The organism is Hymenobacter sp. FMD4, from assembly GCF_058932745.1.
Genome location: NZ_JBZYWH010000001.1, coordinates 25734 through 45020 on the forward strand (window position 1 = coordinate 25734; position 19287 = coordinate 45020).

At 59.7% G+C, this 19287-nt stretch carries 14 protein-coding genes; 3 read left to right on the forward strand and 11 right to left on the reverse strand.

Annotated elements, in window-relative coordinates:
- Window positions 1–131: 131 nt before the first annotated feature.
- Complete coding sequence (locus AC5FXY_RS00135; RefSeq protein WP_493554600.1) at window positions 132–1529, reverse strand: DUF5723 family protein; 1398 nt, start codon at window positions 1527–1529, stop codon at window positions 132–134.
- 156 nt (window positions 1530–1685) lie between these two features.
- Here AC5FXY_RS00135 and meaB point away from each other — a divergent pair, with 156 nt between their 5' ends.
- On the forward strand, window positions 1686–2663 hold the full coding sequence (meaB, locus tag AC5FXY_RS00140) for a methylmalonyl Co-A mutase-associated GTPase MeaB (RefSeq protein WP_493554601.1): 978 nt from the start codon (window positions 1686–1688) through the stop codon (window positions 2661–2663).
- A gap of 16 nt (window positions 2664–2679) precedes the next feature.
- Here the strand turns inward: meaB and AC5FXY_RS00145 are convergent, their stop codons facing one another.
- From AC5FXY_RS00145 to AC5FXY_RS00175, 7 genes are all read right to left on the reverse strand, one after another.
- Window positions 2680–3078 (reverse strand): VOC family protein, encoded by a 399-nt coding sequence (locus AC5FXY_RS00145; RefSeq protein WP_493554602.1) that lies wholly within the window; start codon window positions 3076–3078, stop codon window positions 2680–2682.
- A 105-nt stretch (window positions 3079–3183) separates the two neighbouring features.
- Window positions 3184–5790, reverse strand: a complete 2607-nt coding sequence (locus AC5FXY_RS00150) for a DUF5916 domain-containing protein (RefSeq protein ID WP_493554603.1) — start codon at window positions 5788–5790, stop codon at window positions 3184–3186.
- Between the two features lie 172 nt (window positions 5791–5962).
- Window positions 5963–8476, reverse strand: a complete 2514-nt coding sequence (locus AC5FXY_RS00155) for a M56 family metallopeptidase (protein ID WP_493554604.1) — start codon at window positions 8474–8476, stop codon at window positions 5963–5965.
- Window positions 8463–8885: a BlaI/MecI/CopY family transcriptional regulator gene (locus tag AC5FXY_RS00160; protein ID WP_493554605.1), complete on the reverse strand. Its 423-nt coding sequence runs from the start codon at window positions 8883–8885 to the stop codon at window positions 8463–8465. The genes AC5FXY_RS00155 and AC5FXY_RS00160 overlap by 14 nt, the downstream gene beginning before the upstream one ends.
- 318 nt (window positions 8886–9203) lie before the next feature.
- On the reverse strand, window positions 9204–9575 hold the full coding sequence (gene folB / locus AC5FXY_RS00165; protein ID WP_493554606.1) for a dihydroneopterin aldolase: 372 nt from the start codon (window positions 9573–9575) through the stop codon (window positions 9204–9206).
- Between the two features lie 137 nt (window positions 9576–9712).
- The gene (locus AC5FXY_RS00170) at window positions 9713–10726 is read right to left on the reverse strand and encodes a DivIVA domain-containing protein (protein WP_493554607.1); all 1014 of its coding nucleotides are present in this window, start codon (window positions 10724–10726) and stop codon (window positions 9713–9715) included.
- 101 nt (window positions 10727–10827) lie between these two features.
- Complete coding sequence (locus tag AC5FXY_RS00175; RefSeq protein WP_493554608.1) at window positions 10828–11775, reverse strand: WD40 repeat domain-containing protein; 948 nt, start codon at window positions 11773–11775, stop codon at window positions 10828–10830.
- Window positions 11776–11894: 119 nt separating this feature from the next.
- Between AC5FXY_RS00175 and AC5FXY_RS00180 the strand changes: the two genes are divergently transcribed.
- Together AC5FXY_RS00180 and AC5FXY_RS00185 are read left to right on the forward strand one after the other, a co-directional pair.
- Window positions 11895–12554, forward strand: a complete 660-nt coding sequence (locus tag AC5FXY_RS00180; protein ID WP_493554609.1) for a 4'-phosphopantetheinyl transferase family protein — start codon at window positions 11895–11897, stop codon at window positions 12552–12554.
- Window positions 12555–12571: 17 nt separating this feature from the next.
- A complete protein-coding gene (locus tag AC5FXY_RS00185) occupies window positions 12572–13177 on the forward strand; it encodes a redoxin domain-containing protein (RefSeq protein WP_493554610.1) in 606 nt (201 codons plus the stop codon).
- 160 nt (window positions 13178–13337) lie between these two features.
- Here AC5FXY_RS00185 and AC5FXY_RS00190 read toward each other — a convergent pair whose 3' ends face one another.
- The 3 genes from AC5FXY_RS00190 to AC5FXY_RS00200 form a co-directional block, all read right to left on the reverse strand.
- Window positions 13338–14240: a transglutaminase-like domain-containing protein gene (locus AC5FXY_RS00190; RefSeq protein WP_493554611.1), complete on the reverse strand. Its 903-nt coding sequence runs from the start codon at window positions 14238–14240 to the stop codon at window positions 13338–13340.
- A gap of 384 nt (window positions 14241–14624) precedes the next feature.
- Window positions 14625–16088: a T9SS type A sorting domain-containing protein gene (locus AC5FXY_RS00195; RefSeq protein ID WP_493554612.1), complete on the reverse strand. Its 1464-nt coding sequence runs from the start codon at window positions 16086–16088 to the stop codon at window positions 14625–14627.
- Window positions 16089–16101: 13 nt separating this feature from the next.
- Entirely contained in the window at window positions 16102–18501 is a 2400-nt protein-coding gene (locus AC5FXY_RS00200; protein ID WP_493554613.1) for a beta strand repeat-containing protein, read from the reverse strand.
- Window positions 18502–19287: the final 786 nt, after the last annotated feature.

The window sequence follows — 19287 nt, forward strand, 5'->3', positions numbered from 1 at the left end:
TTGCTACGTGGTATTTGTCTGATAGAACTGAAAGCGAAATGGCCCGCTGAGTTAGCTCAGCGGGCCATTTCGCATTTTACCTAACACCTGGTTAGTGTCACTTATTACCTGTCACCTCATTACCCGCTACCTCATTTCTGCTCCCCAAACTTGAAGCGCAGGAAGCCGGCCGCTACCGACACGTAGGGATTTTCGGAGGTGAGCAGCCCCACCACGTCGCGGGTGCTGATGCCGGCTTCGTAGTGCTTGGTGGCTAGCGTCACGCCCAGCGGCAGGCTCACGCTGTAACCGGCGCCGGCCGTCACGCCGCTGCTAAGGCGGAGCCAGCTCACGGGCTTGAAATCAATGCCGGCCCCAACGAAGGGTGCGGGCAGGTTGCCGGCTACGTTGTTTAGCGGCACCGTTACATCCAGACCGGCTTCGAAATACTCGCTTAACCGAATGCCAAAACCGCCGCGCACTTTGGTTGGCAGATTGGCCTTACGTTCGGCGCTGGGCTGGTACTGAAAAAGGCTATCGGTGCCGGCCGTCATCAATTCAGCAGCTTCCTTGAAGAAGTCGTACGAGTTGATACCCGTTGATTGCAGGCGCTTCAGTTTCTGGTCATTGGCCGTAAGCAGGTTGCCCTCCCACTTCATGCTGCCGATGTCCGTCACGGAAAGGCCTACCCGGATGGCTTTGCCGATTTCCATGGCCGCGCCGATGTCTACGCCGTGCCCCTTGCCTACGGGACGCAGCCCCGTACCGCCGTTGCGGAGGTTAAATTGCGGATTGCGGGTCAGTTCACCGTAATTGATATCAAACAGCGGTGACATGGCGCTGTACGCCTCTATCCTGCCCGAGCGGATGCGCAAATCGGTGATGCCTACCCCCTCAATGTAGCGGTAGCCCACGCCGCCTGTAATTTGCAGTACTTCGTTGTCGATGATGCGGTTGGCATAGGCGAAATTGAACTCGTTGAGCCACGACATCTGCATATCCGTCCCGTCCAGCGCCTCCGACACCAGCGGCGACGTTCGCGGGTCGTAGTTGCGGTAAATGGGCGCGTCGCGGCCTAGGAACAAGATTTCGGCGGCGTTCTTGTTCAAACCGATGTGGCTCAGCACGCGCTGCTGATTGCTGATGGCAAGCGTGCCCACCGACGGCAAGGCTATCGACAGGCCGAACGTGGTGACGTCGGCGTTCAGGTTCAGGGCATTGTCGGAGGTAAAAGCCCGCGCCAGCTCCTGCTTCTCGGCCGGCGTCAGCGGGTCGCTGGCCCGATTGATGAAACGGTTCAACTGCTCGCGCGTGAGCGACTGAGAGCCAATGCCCACCCCGAACTGCGCCAGTCCAAAAGCCACTTTGGGGCTGCCGATACGCGCCATGTTGGCGGGATTGATGCCGATGGCCTGGTAGTCGCTGACGAAGGTGTTGGCCACGCCACCACGGCCGGTAGCCCCAAAATTGCTCAGTTCATTCTGAGCACGCACGCCCAACGGCACCAACGCCAAAGTGCCCAAGGCCAGCGTCGTCAGCAGGTGTTTCATAACCAAAACCGGTGAAGATGAGGTTGAGAGAAGAGACGCCGCCGCTGGTTGTACCGCAGCGCGGCGGCAAGTACTTATTTTTAGCCGTCGGAAACAATGCGGCTGTCTCCGTAAGCTGCTGATCGACCTACCTTTTACCTGAATTCTACCCTACTCTTGGCCCGACGTCTTACCGCCGATCAGTACACCGAAGGCCTGCTTGCCGGCGACCGGCTCGTGCTCAGCCGCGCCATCACGCTCGTAGAAAGCACGCTGCCTGCCGACCAGGCCCTGGCCCAGCAGGTGCTAGCGGCCGTGATGCCTCGCACTGGCCGCTCAGTGCGTCTGGGCATCACGGGCGTGCCAGGCGTGGGCAAAAGCACCTTCATCGAAGCGCTGGGTATGCACCTGGTGGAGCAGCTGGGCCACCGCTTGGCCGTGCTGGCCGTGGACCCCACCAGTCAACGCAGCGGTGGTAGCATCCTGGGCGACAAAACGCGCATGAACCAGCTGGCCGCGCACCCGCAGGCCTACATCCGTCCCTCGCCGGCCGGCCGCTCGTTGGGTGGTGTGGCCCGCGCCACCCGCGAGGCCATGCTGCTTTGCGAGGCTGCCGGCTTCGACGTCATTTTTGTGGAAACCGTGGGCGTGGGCCAGAGCGAAACCGCCGTGCACGGTATGGTAGACTTCTTCCTGCTGCTGATGCTGGCCGGCGCCGGCGACGAGCTGCAGGGTGTGAAGCGCGGCATCATGGAAATGGCCGATGCCGTGGTTATCACCAAAGCCGATTCGGGCAATGAGCTGGCCGCCAAGCGCGCCCGTCGCGAGTACCAGAGCGCCCTACAGCTATTCCCGCACGCCGCCTCGGGCTGGGGACCGGTGGCGCGCACCTGCTCGGCCGTAACGGGCGAAGGCGTGCCGGGCGTTTGGGAAGAGGTAGGCCGCTACCTGGAAATGACGCGCGGCAACGGCTTCTTTGGACAGCGCCGCCAAGAGCAAAACCTGCAGTGGCTGCATCACAGCATCCGTGAAGCGCTGGAAGAGCGGTTCTACGCCCGCCCTGCTATACAGGCGCAGCTGGCAGGCATTCGGGAGCAGGTGATGCGCGGCGAGAAGTCGGCTTTCACCGCCGCCGACGAGCTATTGAACTTGTAACCGGGCCTGAGCAGCGCTATTTGCGGGGCTGCAGCAGGTCCCACTTATTGCCGCAGATATCTTCGAATACGACTACGGTAGCGTATACTTCTTCGCGCGGCGTTTCCAGAAATTTCACGCCGGCTGTGCGCATTCGGTCATAATCAGCCCAGAAATCGGTAGTGTGCAAGAACAGCACTACGCGGCCTCCACCTTGCTGACCGATACTCTGCACTTGCCGCTCATCGGCGGCCCGAGCCAGCAGCAGGCAGGCTTCCTGCGCACCTCGTGGCCGCACAAGTACCCACCGCTTTTCGTTGCCCATGTCGGTGTTTTCCACCAGCTCAAAGCCCAGGGCTTCGGTGTAATAAGCTATGGCTTCGTCATAATCACGCACGAGCAGCGTGACAGCTCCTATAAATTGATTTGATGCCATGGTAGCTAGCTGGGCGGCGGGTTGAGGAAAGGCCCGCAAGGTAAGCCCCTTTTCAGCCGTAGCTAGTCATAAGCCCAAGTTGACGCGGTTTGCAACTAGCTACAATCAGCTACCCACTGGCCGCTTGCGCTTCAGATCCACGTAGTCGAGGAAGTAGAGGATGCGCACCGACAGCGAGTTATTGTGTGGGGTGTTGATGGTACTGCCGAGGTTATCGAAGTACTGGGGCGTGGCTTTGTCAGCATTGAATTGCGAGAAGGCCGCGTTTTTCCACACGATACTTACTTGCGAGCCAGGCGCAAACCACCACTCGTATATCGCGTCCACGTTGAAGGCGTTGAAGCTGGTGTTGCGGTTGCCGTGGAATGCCACCGTTTCTTCCTGCCCGCCGGGCCGCAGCCGGATGAATTCCCGGTAATTTACGTGGCTGGTGTAATGCCGCGTGCGGATGCTCAGCGACATGCGGTTGTTGAAGGTGTAGTTGCCCGACACGGTGTTGGTCACCGTCACTACGCGGCGGCGGCCCAGCAGCGGGTCGCCCAGGGCCTTCATTTCTTCTAGCTCGAAGAAGCCCCGCACGTCGTCGTCGCTTAAGCCACCGGCATAGCCGATTTGGTTGGCCTGCTGGCTCCAGCTGAAGTTGTAGCGAAAATTCAATTGGTTGTTTACGCGGTAGCGCGGGCTCACATCAAAGCCCAGGCCGGTACGCCGCGGGCGACTGCCGTCCTGCTCGTACACGCGGTAGGCCCCGCTGATGTCGTAAGCGAATTTCTTTCGGTAGTCACTCGATATCCAGCCGTTGCCGCCAGTGTTGGCCGGCAGCCGTACGTAGTACTTACCCAGCGGCTGCACGCGCGGCTCGAAGTAGTCATTGTTGCGGACGCTCAGGTCCAGGTTGTACCCCACGCTCAGGAAGTTCTTCGTGAACGTCGTGTTGGCGCCCTGGTAGAAGCCCAGGCTTTGGTACAAAGTCGGCCTGTACAGGTAGCGGTTTTCGATAACGAAGTAGCTGTTCAGCCGGTTGACCTTCCAGAAAGGCTTGAACTTGTAGTAGTTCATTTCGGCCACCTGCGAGATGTAGTTATTGCCGAACTGAATGCCCAGGTCGCTGATGTTGTAAGCGTTGGACTCGATACCCTGACTGACGCGCCACTGGAAGTTGCCCCCAATCTTGCCCACACCCACCAAATACTTAAAGCCGGATTTATCGTCGACAGGTCTTTCCTCACCAAACGACTGCCCGCGGCGGCGCGAGTGAATCAGGCTACCATCTACGGCGTAGGAGTTCTTTTTATTGGCGAAGCGAAACAGGCCGCCGGTCACGTTGGCGTCGTAGGTTTCGCCGGCGCGGGTCACGTTCGTGTTGATGAGCGAGACGAAGGAGTTATTCTTCAGCGACTGATCCAGCACCACGATGCTGTAGTTGGTCAGCGGCTGCGTCAGCACCCGGCGCTGCGAGCCGTCAAGGCTGTCGCCGATGATGGCGTACGAGCTTTTCGACACGGCATTGAACACGCCTACTCCCAGGCCCTTGCTCGTGCGGCCCGATATCTTAGTTGCGTTCAGCAGGCGCGTAATGTCGGGGTTTTGCACCACGTACTCGCCGGGTACCAGTTGGCCATCGGGCCCGCGAGTGGGCTTGCGCAGTTGGTTGCGCACCCGACCCACTCCCATGGGCTGCGCGCCCACGCGGCGGGAGTAAAAGAGGTTGCCCTTGTTGAAGAGCTCGGTGCCTTCGGTGAAAAACTGCCGGTTTTCGTTGAACTGCACTTCGAAGGGTCCAAGGTTCAGCACTTGGTTGTCGCTGATGACTTGGCCGAAGTCGGGCACCAAGGTAGCGTCCAGCGTGAAGCTCTCGTTGATGCCGTATTTCACGTCGGCGCCGCCGTTGAAGGAGGTGGAAGCGTTGCTCTTGCCGGCTTGGTTATAGGGATAATGATTGACGTAGCCTGACACGTACGGCGTGAGCGAAAGTCGCACTGGCGCCTTGATGTCGCGGATGCCGGTGAGCTGGCCCCACTGATTCACGAAGCCATCAACCTCGGGCTTTACTTCGTTCCAGAAATAACCCTGCCGCGTGCTCTGGCGGTTGCGCATGAAGTTCAGCCCCCAAAGCTGCTCCGGCGCATTGGCAAAGCGGATAGCGGAGTACGGAATGCGCATCTCGGCCACCCAGTCGGTGCCTCGCAGGGCGGTACGGCTCGTCCACACGGCATTCCAAGCGAAATCTTCGCCACTGGCCGGGGAATAGCGGGCATCCAGTTGAATGCCCGCCGGCGTTACGAAGAAGCCGTAGCCGTTGAGCTTGTCGTTGTAGGTATCGAGGAAGATGGCAAAGAAGTCGGTGTTGCCGAAGTTGTCGCGCTGGCTTAGCTCCCGCGGAATGGAGTCGAGCGACACGTCGTGCATGATAGCGCCCACGTACAGAGCGGCATCATCGTAGAGGATGCGAACTTCGGTGGGGTGCCTTTCCTTCGGACCGGGATTGGGCCGGTTCTGAATAAACTCGGTGGCCACCTGGGCTTCCTGCCAAGCGGGCTCGTCAAGGTTGCCATCCAGCTTGATGGGCTGTGCGAGGCGCGTGGCTGCCAGTTGCTTGCGTACGATGTTGACTGCTGGTTTGGCCGACGCGGCGCTTTTGTTCGCCGATTGGGCCCAAGCCGCTAAACTTGGTAGAAGTAGCAGTAACAATAGCAGCGTACAAGTGCGCATAGAAGAGATAAGCAGGAAGCGAGGTATTGAAGTGGTCGATAGATGAAGCCCGCCGCTAAAGCGTTGCTTGCCCGGAATAAATTTTCCCAAGGGCTGCAGCGGCCCCGCCAGAGTGCAACCAACAGGGCACAAAAAAGCCGGCCAAAGGTACTTCCCCGGCCGGCTTCTTGGGCTAATCGTTGGTCAATACAATGTCCATGTTGACTTTGCTGCCTTTGTCTTCCCCGAGCAGCTTGCGGTATTTCTCGGCGGTGGCGGCAGACTGCTTTTTGCCGTTCACTACCATCTCGCTGCTGTTGATGCGAAATTGCAGGCTTTGGTCGGCTTCCCCAATCAGGCCATCCTTACGCAGCTCTTCGCGGATGTTGACCCCGTTGAGCATGGTGGTTTTGGGGGCCTGGGGGGCACGGGGTGCCCGCGGAGCACGGGGCGCTGCTGGCGGCCGCGGCACGCTGATAGAAGGACCCGCAGGCGGCGTGGGCGGCGCAGGTGGTGCCGGCATAAACTCATCGTTGGAGCTGCTGCTGGTGTAGATGCGGTTGATGTGATTGCCGTTGTGGCTGAGAATCACCTTGCCGGTTTCCCCGATGGTACGGCCTACGCCTTCCTCGTACATCTTGCGGTATTTGGCGGCCACCGCATCGGGCTGAGCCTTGCCATCTACTTCCATCCCGCGGGCCGTGAGCGTGAACGTAAACATGCTCTTGTCCTTGATCAGGCCGTCTTTTACCAACTCGGCAATGATGGCATCCTCGGTTTTGTTGATCCGCTCGTTGCGCTCAGCCCGAACTTTGTCGCGCTCTATGCGGGCTGCTTCCCGTTCGCGGGCTTGGGCCTCCCGCTCACGAGCACGGGCTTCGTTTGCCCGCGCCCGTTCTTCATTGAGGCGGGCGCGGTCTTCGGCTTCGCGGGCACGACGCTCTGCATCCCGCTCCCGTAGCTCATCGCGTTGTTCGCGCAGACGGTTCAGTTCCTCGTCCAGCCGTTCGCGTTCGGCTTCGGACAAGTCGCTGCGCAGGCGCACCTGCCGCAGAGCCTTTTCGGCGGAGCTCAGGGCATCGCGCTTGAGGCTGTGTATTTCGGCTTCCGAAATCCGGTAAGTATTGGCCCGGCTCAGGTCTACTTCCAGGCGGTTCATTTGCTCACGGAAGCGCTTTTCGTCGAAGCCGTTGTCGAAGTGGAATTCGTAGGTACCCGGCGCGTAATGCCGGCCGCGCACCGTGGAGGGCAATTGAATTACCTCCACGCGGTCGTCCTTTTTGCTTTTGCCGCCGCGCGTATCGGCCGCTGCGCCTTCCACGCGCTGTCCGTTCACGTACAGGTCGGTCAGGCGGCCTTTCTTATCCTTCTCCACCACCACGGTGCCGCTGGCGCCGCGACGCGAATCGCCGGAAGCCAACGAGCGGTCAACCACTACCACGCGGGTTGCGTTGTCCTTCCGCTTGGCTTTGCGCTTGCGTTTGTCGTCATCGTCTGCCACGAGCCCGACAGGCGCCACGGCCAATTCTTGCAGTTCCTCAGGGCACACTTCCTCGGGTTGCACAGGCACAGCCGCCCGGATGAAGGGCTTCAGCACGGTGGAGCGTAGCAGCTCCGGGGCTCCGGCAGTCAGGCGCGGATTAGCCAGCGCGGCGGCAGCCGTAAATGAAAGCAGTACCAAGCCTACCATAACCACGCAGGCGGCCATAAAACCTTCAGAGAAAGTAGGCGTGCTACGGCCCTGCACCAAGCGGCGCACCCGACTCAGCAACGAGCCCTGCGGCCCCACGGCGGCCATCGTCAGGCGCGGGGCTACGGCTCGCTCCAGGCCCAGTTCGGCCAAGGCAGCCAAGGCACGAGCCAGCACCAATGGATTGCCGCAAAGCGAGGCGGCTACATCGTCGCAGCAGTTTTCGCGCTCGGTGCGCAGCGTGCCGCTCAGAAACCACACCGCCGGGTGGTAGAACAGCAGCGTTTCGGCTACCGATTGCAGCAAGTTGATTAGGTAGTCGCGCCGCACTACGTGGGCCAGTTCGTGGGCCAGAATGGCTTCCAGCTGTGCCGCCGAAAGCCCGGCCACGGCTCCCAGGGGCAGCAGAATCATGGGACGCAGGTGCCCCACCACCACCGGCACGCGCACCAGCGCCGACTCCATCAGCGCCACCGGACGCTTCAGGCCGGCGCGCTCCGCTAGCACTGCCAGGCGGTCTTGCCAGGCTTGGCCGAGCGGCTGCACGCCGTAATGGCGCAGGCGCTGCACGTAAGCCAACCCACCCAGCATGCGCAGCGTCATGGTGAGCATTCCCATAAACCACAGCGCCACCAGCAGCGGCAGGTGCTGCTCCAGGTAGCTCAGTACGGCCTTGGCGCTCAGCGGCCCTTCTCCCATTGCCAGAATGTCGCCATCGGCGTCAGCAGAGGCACCAGTGGTTTCCGAAATGGTTACCCACGTGGTAGTGGCTCCGTCTGCGGCTGTCGGCAAGGCTGAGGTATAGTAGCGCAGAAAAGTGGCCACGGCCAGCAGCAACACCAGTGCCAGCGCAGCGGCTGTCACATTATAGCGCACCTGGGCTGAGTGCCGCCGCAGGAGCAGCATCAGGCCGGCCAGCGCCAGCGCCACCACCGCGCCCTGCCAGAGCGAATGCAGAATGGTGTAGCCAACGGCCCGGACCAGGGCGGGCGTCAGCAGGGTTTCAAGCCAGTTCATCGGGGGTGTCGGTTGCGGGTGAGGGTTGGTCGTCGTCGATGTTGTCGAGCAGATTGCGAATCTGATCCAGCTCCTCGCGGCTCGTGCGGCGGTTGCCGAGGGCCTGCTGTACCAGTTTCAGGGCCGAGCCACCGAATGCCGCTTCCAGCAGACGGTCGATCAGCATGCCTTGCGTCTCCTGCTCGCGCAGGGCTGAGCGGTACACGTGCGTGCGGCTGCTGTCGTCGCGGTCCACGATGCCTTTTTCGTGCATCAGTTGCAGCAGCTTCAGGGTAGTAGTATAGCCTACGTCACGGCGCTTGCTCAGCTCATCGTTCACAAAGCGCACCGTACTCGGCCCGTGCTGCCACAGCACTTGCAAAATCTCCAGCTCCGATTCCGTCGGGCGCGGTATATTTTTCTTCGTCATCGTCGTATTCGGGCATTACGAAACCCTTCGTAACAAACATATACGAAACCTATCGTAGAAGTCAAGTTTTTGTTACGAAATATTTCGTGCAAGCCTGACTATTGACGCTCACAGTTCACCACGGCTGCTTGGTAAGCCTATCTAAATCAACTTACTGCTTCTTCTTGATTTCACACCAATTAGCCGTTGCGGCGAACTTCAGCTTGTTTTATCACACATAAATTTGTCATCGTGTTGATGACTATTAGCCGTTATATTTCAACCAAAAAGACCGGCCACGAAGCCGGTCTTTTTGGTTGAACAAGTAGCATGCAGATGCTACATGGCCGGTGCTGGCCGCTTGCGCTTCAGCGTAACGCGCGCCCGGTTGCAGATGCCGCCCAGCGGCGGGTTGAACTTCGACACACTCACTTCCACCCAACGCACGTGCGGAAACTCCGTTAGAATCCGGTCGATAACGCGGTGCGCAATGTGTTCCAGCAAGCGGGCGGGGGCTTTCATCTCCTCCGATACCACGCGGTACAGCACCTCGTAATTCACCGTTTCCGATAAATGGTCGGAGGTGCCGGCCCGGTACAGGTTGGTGCGCACGCGCAGATCTACGCCGTACTTATTCCCGATTTTCTGCTCCTCGTCGTAATACCCGTGAAACGCAAAAAATTCCAGTCCTTCCAGCGCAATCAGACCCATAATGGTGAAGTGGTGAGATAGTGAGGTGGCGGGTATGAGCGGCCTTTTACCACTAGCAGCCCACGAAGCCGCCACGCCACAAAGGAAACAAAAAAGCCTGCCCCAGGGGCAGGCTAATTCGTCTAGTAAATCTGCGGTTAGATTTCGTCGAAGAAGGATTTTTCGGTTTCCACGGCTGCCGGAGCAGCTACCCCAGCGGCTATCATGCCGGGGTGTGTAGCGGGGCCGGGCGGCGCTATTTCGGGGCTGCCAGGGCCGATGGGTTGAAAGTCCGGGGCCGTCGGCTCGATGCGCGGCGCGTCGGGTGTGGGCACGTGTACGGGGTCGGGTATGTGAATGCGCGAAGGCTCGGAGGTGCCAGGGTTTTCACTCGGGCGCAGTGGATCAATTTCCGGTCCCGGTGCGTGGGCCGGTTCGCCTGGTTGCTTGCCGGGCTGTGGGCCAATGGGCCGATTTACGGGTGCGCCATCAAACGCCGCGCCCCCCGTGGCGGGGGCAGCCGACGGAATGTAGGCAGCAGAAGAAGCGGAAGAGGCGGGCACGTACATGGGCGTTTCGGTTGGGGGCGAGGCGGGTTCCTCGCGGTTTACCTTTACGCTAGCTGCACGGGAAAGGATGGCCGCCACCGAGCCCCGGGGGCGCTGCTGGGCCTTTTCCACCTTCTCCTGTACGCCGGCCGCCAAATGCTGCAGGTCGCGCACCAGGCTATCGAGCACGCCTTCCAGGCGCTGATGCTCACGGCCCAGCACGTTTACCTCGCCCTGCATATCCCCGATGGCTTTTTCGGCCTGCTTGTACGCCTCATCTACCACCATACGGGCCTTCTGTCGGGCTTCCGACAGCAACTGCTCGGCGGCAAACTGCGCCTCTCGTATTTTGAGCTCCGCCGATTTTTGGGCTTGCTCCACGATGCTGGAGCTGGTGTCTTCGGCGGTTTTGAGCGTGCGGTAAAGCGAGGTTTCCACTTCGCGCATCTTCTGCACGTCGTGCTGGGCCTGCTCCAACTGCCGGCGCAGCTCGCGGTTTTCGTCGGTCATCCGTTCCCACTGCTGCGAAATCATCACCAGGAACGCATCTACTTCGTCTTTGTCCACGCCGCGGAAAGCGCGTTCAAAGGTTTTCTGCCGGATATCGAGGGCGGTAATTTTCATGAATCAAAAAGAAGCTAAAAGCCGGTAGGAAGCAGCAGGAAGAAGTGACGGGGTGAGTACCAAGCAGTACGCCACAAGCAGAAGCGCTGGGCTCCTGACTCCTAGCTTCTATCTCCCAGCTCCTCCAACACTTGCCACACGGCGAGGCTACGGTCGTCGCTACACGAAACTAACCTATTCTGCCGCCCCGACCAAAACAAGCGGTTTACTGAGGTGCCATGCCCGGCATTACGCGCCCGGTCCACTACCCGCAGCAGGCGCCCCGTGGCGGCGTCCCACACCTTGATGCTTTTATCCATGCTGCAGCTGGCCAGCAGGCGCCCGTCGGGGCTGAAGGTGAGGTGATTGATGGCAAACAGGTGCGCCACCACGGTATAAACCTCGGTATAGCCGTGGGCGGCATCGTACACGCGCAAGTGCGCATCGCGGCCAGCGGTAAAAAGAAACTGCCCGTCGGGGCTGTAGACCACGCTGAAAACCGAATTGGTGGCGTCAGCAATGGTGTGTTTGAGAGCGAGGGTATCGGCATCGAGCACGCGCACGCGGTGGTCGGAGCTGCCCACGGCCAGCTCGCGGCGCTGCGGGTTCAGGCTCAGGCTGCGTAGGCTTTTATCGGCGAGGCGCACAAGTCGCTCTATTCCAAAATCGGCCAAACGCAGCACGGCCAGCGTGCCGTCGCCGAGGGCTGTGAACAGGCGCTGCTGCTCGGTAGCGTACGCGAAATCGAAAATGGCCACCGGTGGCAAGGCCGTGGCGTGCAGCAAGGCCTTATCGGCCAGCCCAATCACCTGCACGCCTTGGTAATTGTGCCCGATAATGAGCTGTTGCCGCGCCGGCTCATAGTGCAGGGCGTACACCGAATTCTCTACGCGGGCCACCAGCTGGCCGTCCTGCTCCGGCTCGTCGAGGCTCCAGCTGACTACAAAGCCATCGGCCCCCGACGAAAAGAACGCAGCTTCTGCCGGATGTCCGGCCAGGGCGTACACGCAGTCGCGGTGCCCGGTCAGGGCCGCCAGTTTCTGCACTTGCGGACGAGGAATGGTGTTCATGAAGCACTGGGCCGATTTACCACCGGCAGTAAGCCGCCGCGAAAGTACGGCCAAGTGCTCGGTCACGCTGAAATTGCGGTCAAACTTTGCTTCCTTTCGCCTACTCTTTTCTCTGCTCTGTGCCGCTTCACCGCCTTTCTTCACTTCCCACCTCCGATGCCCTGCTAGGTCTATGGCAGCTTTCCGAGCCCGCCGAGGACCTGCTAGCAGCGCTGCCGGCCAGCTATGTCCCCCTGGTACCAGCGGGCCGCGACCCGGAGCGCCCGCGCCAGTGGCTGGCGGGCCGCGTACTAGTGCACGAGCTGCTGCGCGAACTGACCGACCGGCCAGTTTGTGTGCGCAATGATGCTTCTACTGGTCAGCCGCTTATCGCGGAGCTGCCGGAGTTCGGGGTGTCGCTGTCGCATTCGGGCGAATGGGTGGCAGCGTTGCTCACGCCGCATGGCCGAGTTGGCATAGATGTTGAACAAGTGCGGCCCAAGGCCCGGCAGCTGGCCACCAAGTTCCTCACCGACGCCGAACGCGCCGATGCAGGCCTCGACGATACCAAACACAGCTTGTACTGGAGCGCTAAAGAAACGCTTTACAAGCTCCACGGCCGCCGCCGCCTCATTTTCAAAGAACACATTCTACTGGAGCCCTTTTCGTTGCAAGCTGCCGGCACTTTCACCGGCCATTTGCGCACCGCTGAGGCCCATACCCAGCACGACCTCCACTACGAACGCCTTACCTCTGACTGCGTGCTGACGTGGTGCCAGGCTCCTCCCCTCTCCCTCTGACCTTCTTTCTACTCTCTATGTCGCTTCGCCGCTTTTCCTTATTGACGGCCGCTGTTCTGGTTTTGGCAGTTGTTGCAGCCGGCTCGGCTCGTGCCCAAACGGCGCTGGTCACTGATTTTGCCCTGAAAGGTGCCAACAACGCGACCGTTAGCCTTAGCTCCCTGGCCAGCCGCAAAGCCGTGGTGGTAGTCTTTACCAACCCGGCCTGTCCGTTTTCGCGCCTCTACCAGTCGCGCCTAAACGCCCTGACCAGTGCTTACGCAGGCCGCGAAGTGGAATTTCTATTGGTGCAAGCGCCTATCAACATTGAGCAGACCGCTGAAGCGCTGGAGGCCGAAAAGCTGAAAGTGAAAGTCAGCAGTACCGATGCCGCCTACCTCACCGATGAAGGCTCACAGACGATAGCCTTACTAGGCGCGACCAAAACGCCCGAAGCTGTGGTGCTGCAGCCCGTGGCGGGTGGTTTCACCATCCGCTACCGCGGCGCTATCGACGACAATCCGCAGATGGAGGCTCACGTGCGGGAACGGTACCTTAAGTCAGCAATCGATGCCGTGCTAGCCGGACAGACTACCCAATTAGCTGAGAAGCGGGCCGCTGGCTGCCTGATCAAGCGCAACTAAGACCTGAGCATTGAGACGGATGGGGGCTGGGCAATGGTTTAAGCAACCTGAGGCTCACGTTTGCGGATAGGATTATTCCTCCCGATTAACTGTATACAAAGCCGCTGCGAGCTTGGGTATTGCCTAAGCTCGCAGCGGCTTTGTAGCTTCTTTATGCAGCTTACTCTTCGTCTGGCTCTGATTCTTCAGGCGCGGCCGTTGGGGTATCGTCGCCGGTCAGAATAGCCAGCAGCTTATTCACTTCGTTGGCCTTCGCAGGCTCCTGCATCTTCTCAAAGCTCACAGCCAAGTTGCGCAAGGCACGGCGCACGATATCGAGGTGCGAGCAAGGCTCGAAAAAGATTTCGTTGGGCGGCAAGTTTAGCTGCGCCACGTAGTGCTCGATGTCGGTGCGGGTAAGGATGAGGCCGCGGTTGTAGCAGTTGATGTAGAACGGCTGCTCTTCCTCCTTCTCGGGCCGGTAGGTCAGGATAAAAAGGTTGGGCAGATTTACGCCGAACACCGGCAGCCCCAGCCGCTGCGACACCAGCAGGTAAATAACGCAGAGGGTTAGCGGATTGCCACGGCGCGTTTCCAGCACCAAGTGCATCATAGAGTTGGCCGGCGCGTGGAAGTTCTGCGTGTTGGCCGCGAAGCGGTGTACCCGAAACAACACATGGTTTAAAGCCCGTGCCTGCTCGATGGGCGTCATTTCGGGCAGCATCAAGGTCCAGGCTTCGTAGCGCAGCTGCTCGATGGCCCGGTTCAGGGCCTGCAGATCGGCGTCGGGGTACTGGTAGGAATTGATGAGCCACATGCCCTCCAGCAGGTTTTCGCCGCCAGAGTCACGCCACACGCGCAGGCGTTCCTGCAAGCCCGCGAATTGCATGTCGTGAATAAGCTCCTCCAGCCGATGCTGCTGATCGGGGTCCAGCGTATTTTCCCAGGCTTCTTCCAAGAAAGGAATCACGCTTTCGCCCAACTCGTGCAGGCGCTCCAGTATCTGGGGGCGCAGCTCAGGGTCGTCGAGCAGGGATATAAGCGCTTTGAGTTCGTTGTTGGTCATCAAAGAATCGGCGCCCAAATGGAGTGAAAAGGTATTGGCGCAGCTTTTGGGTTGTCAAAGTAACTTATAAAAACCGGGCGGATAACTAAAAACCCAGCTTCTAATGCCACTCAACCAGCCTTGAGGTAAGCCCGTTCTGGCCGCCGCTTAGGTGATTATTCATACGGGATTACCAAGTGCTTAGGCGACCTGCCAAGCCGGATAATTGAGCAAAAAAACTTACAAAGCACGTCAAACGATGAGCTTTGCAGCGAGGCACAAGCTTTATACCACTCGTTTTCAGCCGGCTGGCTTCTAAACTGGATTACGGAAGTTGTCAAGCAAAAACCCGGTACCGGCATGTATGTGCCAGCACCGGGTTTGACCGGCAATTCACTTAAGCTGGGGCAGCGAGCCGTGCCGTTATCGGCACACCACTTTCAGCACCCGCTGTTGCCCGCCGTGCTGCAGGCGCACAACGTACACGCCTTCCGGCAGTCGCGCTGCCTGAGGCAGCGCAAGAGTATTAGCGCCTTTGCTCAGGCTGGTTTGCTGCCGGTGCACCAGTCGGCCTACGGCATCGGTCAGCTCCACAGTAGCTGGCCCGGCTTGCGTAGTCTGCACCAGTACGCTTAAAGCTTCATTCCGAAATGGATTTGGCCAGGCCTGCACTGCTAGCTCTGCCTCGGCCGGTACGGCTATGGTGCGCACCGGTGAGTATGTTTCGGTGCCGTCCTGGTCCACCTGCCGTAGGCGGTAGTACACGATTTCGGAGGCGTAGCGGGCCAGGTTAGGGTCAGCGAGCTGATAGTCGCTACGGCGCGTGGTGGTGCCATTGCTGCTCACTTGCCCCACCGACCGAAAAGAGCGTCCGTCGGGGCTGCTTTCCACGACGAAGTAAGCACTTCGCAGCTCCGACGCAGTGGACCAGCGCAGCAAGGCATCAGTGCCTCGCCGATCGGCCGTGAAGCTGATTAGCTCTACCGGTAGTGGGTTGGCGGCGTTGCTAACGGTAAAGCGCCCAAACGTAGTGGTGCTGGTGTTGATGGTGCGGGCGGCAGCATCGGCCCGAGGACCCGCCATTTCCCACGAGGCAGCCGGGTTATCTTGCCGCCACATCTGCGCTTGGGAGAAATCGGCTAGGCCGTTATCGTCGTCGGTAGGCCAAGAAAGACGTAACGGCACGGCGGCCGTGGGTGCTTGGCTGCCGCTGATGGTCCAGATGCGGTCAATGCCTTTGGCCGTAGCACCTAAGTTGGTGCCATAGCTGACCCCGGCCGTACCCAAGCCAGCGGTGCGCGTTACGGTTACTTCGCCCAGCGTTTGGCCGCTGCCGTCAAGCCAAGCGCCGTGGCCAAAATCGGTGGGGCCGCTGACGCCGGTGCGGGTGATGCGCAGGTTGCCTTGCACGTACCGGCCGTTTCCCTCGCCCATTAGCGTTGCCCCGTGGGGCAGGCTGATGGTTTTGGAAGCTGGGGTGCGCACCCGGCCGCTGGTCAGCCGCAGCTGCTCAGAAACAACCACGTTATCGGTCACCAGCAGTTCGTTTTGTCCAGTTGGGCCCGTATTATCGATTTCGACCCGCGTAAGTGAGGCGCCGCCGGGCACAAGGCGCTGCCGGGCGCTACCACTGAAGTGCAGCAGTCCGTCAGAGGTAAATGTCCCAGTGTTGTTCAGCGTCCGGCCCAGCCGCAGGGTACCAGCGTTGGTCACTTGGCTGCCAGCGCTGTTCAGCAGCGAATCAGGCACAGACAGCGTAGTGCCGGCCTGCACCGTTAGGCGCGCACCGTGGTTGGTAATGGTTTGGGCTGCCAAAGGACTGCCGAGTCCGAGCAGCGTGGCGGTTGCCACGAGCCGTTGCAGGGGGATGTGCAATACGTTTTTCACGCGAAACACTCCGTTAGTCGCGGTTGATGACAATCCACGTCGTGCCGCTGCTCTGCACGGTCAGGCGCTTGTTGCTGGCCAGCGTGGTTACGCTGCTGGCTTGCACATCGTCAAAGATGGTTGTGCCGCCGCTCACGCTCAGGCCCAGCGTCACGCTGCCTCCCGCCGTGGAGTTGATGATGGTGTAGATCCGCCCCCGGCAGGTCGTAGGGTCGGGCAGGGAGATGGAATTGCACGAGTTCACGCGGCGCACGGTCTGGTGTAGCGTATTCAGCGCAAAGCTGCTGCCGGAAGTAGTTTCCACGAAAGGCACGGCTAGGGCGCTACCTACCGTCACGGGGCTGGTGACATCAGCCGACGAGCCTATGGCCAAACCTACGTTGCCACCGGTGAAGTTAAACGACTTGTTGTTTTGGATGATGTTGGTATTCTCTGCCAGCGTACCGCCCAAGTTGATGTCGTTGCCGGTTTTGGTCAGGCCGTTACTGGCCGTGGTAGCTGCGGCCGGCGTGGCGGCAGTGGTTTGTACCGAACCATCGGGAAAGCGAAAGCCGCCGCTGCTGCTGTACACTTGGCCGGCTACTTCCAGCTTCTGGGTGGGCGCCGCCGTTCCGATACCTACCTGGCCCGCGCCGGTGAGAGCCAGCGTGGTAGCCGAGCCGGTGCGCATGGTAGTGCGAAACACCAAGTCCCATTCAGGAGCATTAAAGCTGCGGCCGCCGGGGTAGCTGTTGGCGTAGTTAAGGCGCCAGCTGCCGAGTGCCGTATTCGGTATCACGCTCACAGTGTATACTTGCCCGGCCGTAACCGTGGGCGGCGCCGGAAAGGTAAAGACCGTCATCGAGCCGTTTGTCGGGATGGTAGTCGACTGCGTGAAGCTGTACAGCGGGGTGCTGCCCGTGCCCGTGCCGGCGTGCAGGGCTACAGTAAAGACCGTAGAGCCCGAGCCGCTGTAGCCCGTTTCGAAAGTCATCAGCTCACCCGTGACGCTGGGCGTAAATGACTGCCAGCCGCCCATGGAAGCTCCCGCCGAGCCGATGGTATTTTCCTGATCGACAAAGGAGGCTGTGCCGTCGCTGCTCAAAAAAGCCAACGAGTTGTTGCCGGTCACCACGCGCGTTGCTTGGGAGAGCGAACCACCAAGGCTGATGTTGTTACCGGTTTTGGTCAAGCCGTTATCAGCCGTAGTGCTGGTGCCAGGGGTAGCGGCGGTGGTCTGGATGGTGCCGTCGGGGAAGTGCAGCCCGTTGCCGGTACCGCTGATTTTGACGTTGCCGGCCACTTCCAAAGCTTGCTCTGGCGCAGTAGTTCCGACGCCTACCTTCACGGCATCGGCGCCGGTGCCGCCCAGCACCAGCGAGTTGCTCTGGCTGACTTTGGCCCGGTAGCCGATGGCGCCGGCATTGGTCAGGCCGCCAGTCGTCGGACCGGCCTGGTAGCCCAGGGCCAGGTTGTTGCTGCCGGTAACGTTGTCGTAGCCGCTTTGGTAGCCGACGAACACGTTGTTATTGCCGCCAGTGTTGCTATAGCCGCTGTTGTAACCACTGAAGTAGTTGTGACTACCTGTGGTATTTGCCAAGCCGCTATGGTAACCGCTAAAGTGGTTACTTGTGCCGGTAGTATTTGTGTAGCCGCTCCGATAGCCGTTGAAGAAATTATAACTGGCGGTAGTGCTGCTATACCCGCTCTGATAGCCGCTGAATTGGTTGTTGGTTCCAGTGGTGTTGCGCCAGCCGGCTTGGTAGCCCACGAAGTGGTTGCCCGACGCGGTGGTGTTGTCCTGCCCCGTCATGTAACCGCTGAAGTAGTTAGCCACCCCAGTAGTGTTGCCACTGCCGCTGCTGAAACCGTCGAAGTGGTTGGCCGAGCCCGTTGTGTTGTTAGCGCCAGCTTGGTGACCTACAAACTGGTTATACTGCCCAGTGCTGAGGTTGAGGCCGGCACTTAGACCGATCAGAATATTGTAGTTCGTATCTGCCGACCCAAGTTCCAACCCACCCTTGCTGGTGATGCCAATTCCAGCTGAGCCGCCTTGGCCGAGCAGCTTATGGTAGCCCAAGCTAATATTCTGCGTAGCGGTATGGTTGCCCAGCCCGTCGCCCACGCGCTGCCAGTTGGGCGCGGCGGCGGTGCCTTGGTTTTGCCACAGGCCCAGTAGCAGGCCGTCGGTCTGGTACACGAGCAGGCCGGGGGCGGGGCTCTGAATAGCCGTTCGTTGTGCCGAAGTCATACGCGGGGCCAGCAGGCCTTGGGTAACCGATTTCAGCTCTAGCACGGCGCTACCGTCGGGCGTGAACGAGGTGGCACCGATGCCCACGCCGGTGGTTTGGGCTAATGCCGGCGTGGCAAGAGCGCCTGCCAGGGCAAACGCGGTCAGCATGCCCAGCCGACGCAGGGTAAAGGGAGTTTTCATAGCAAGAGGGGGAAGTGGAGTGTAGACCGGCTTGATTGCAGAATCAGCCTCCACAAAGGTCCCTGCACAGCTTATGCAAGGATATCACATGTACATGCCCATTTTCCCTCTCCCCTACTGTCGAGCTTACTGCACAATCCCCCGTTCATGTGAGTATTGCCAGCATCCCAAAGGCTAGCCACAGCCAGACCTTCTAGCTGCTTGTAGCCCATAAACACGCAAAGTCTGTCTAACTCCAACACGTCAACCGGCCGGACCGCCTGCAGCGAGCGTCCGGCTTAAGGACGGCAGTTGCAGGGCTGCTGTAACTACGCCGTCACTGCCTGTCGCAACATACCAAGTCGCGCAATGACGTGCGCTCCTGTTAGGTGCGCAGGTTTTACGCCTCGCGCGCCATATCGTAGGCTTTCGCTCCCGGTGCCGCACGGCTTGTGCGCCGCCACCCAACCCAGGAGCGCTGTTTGATGTTCGGCGCCAGCCCGTGCATACGCAGAACCGAGGCGGGCAATAGAATAGGATATGCTTTCATGCTCACTTTTACGCTGAATCTTTGCCTTAAGGCACTACCATTTACTATATGTTTTAAAGCTTTAAGTCACATTGATTCGTCGAATACACTCTTTGTTTAACACTTTCTTTCACTATATAACTATGGCAAAGAACCATTTTCCTAACCACGCACCATTTGCAAGTCCTTGACACATGACACTATATTACAGCCATTTATATTGATTTTTCACACAAGTTTTAACCAAAATTCCAAACTTTATACGAATGAAACTTTAA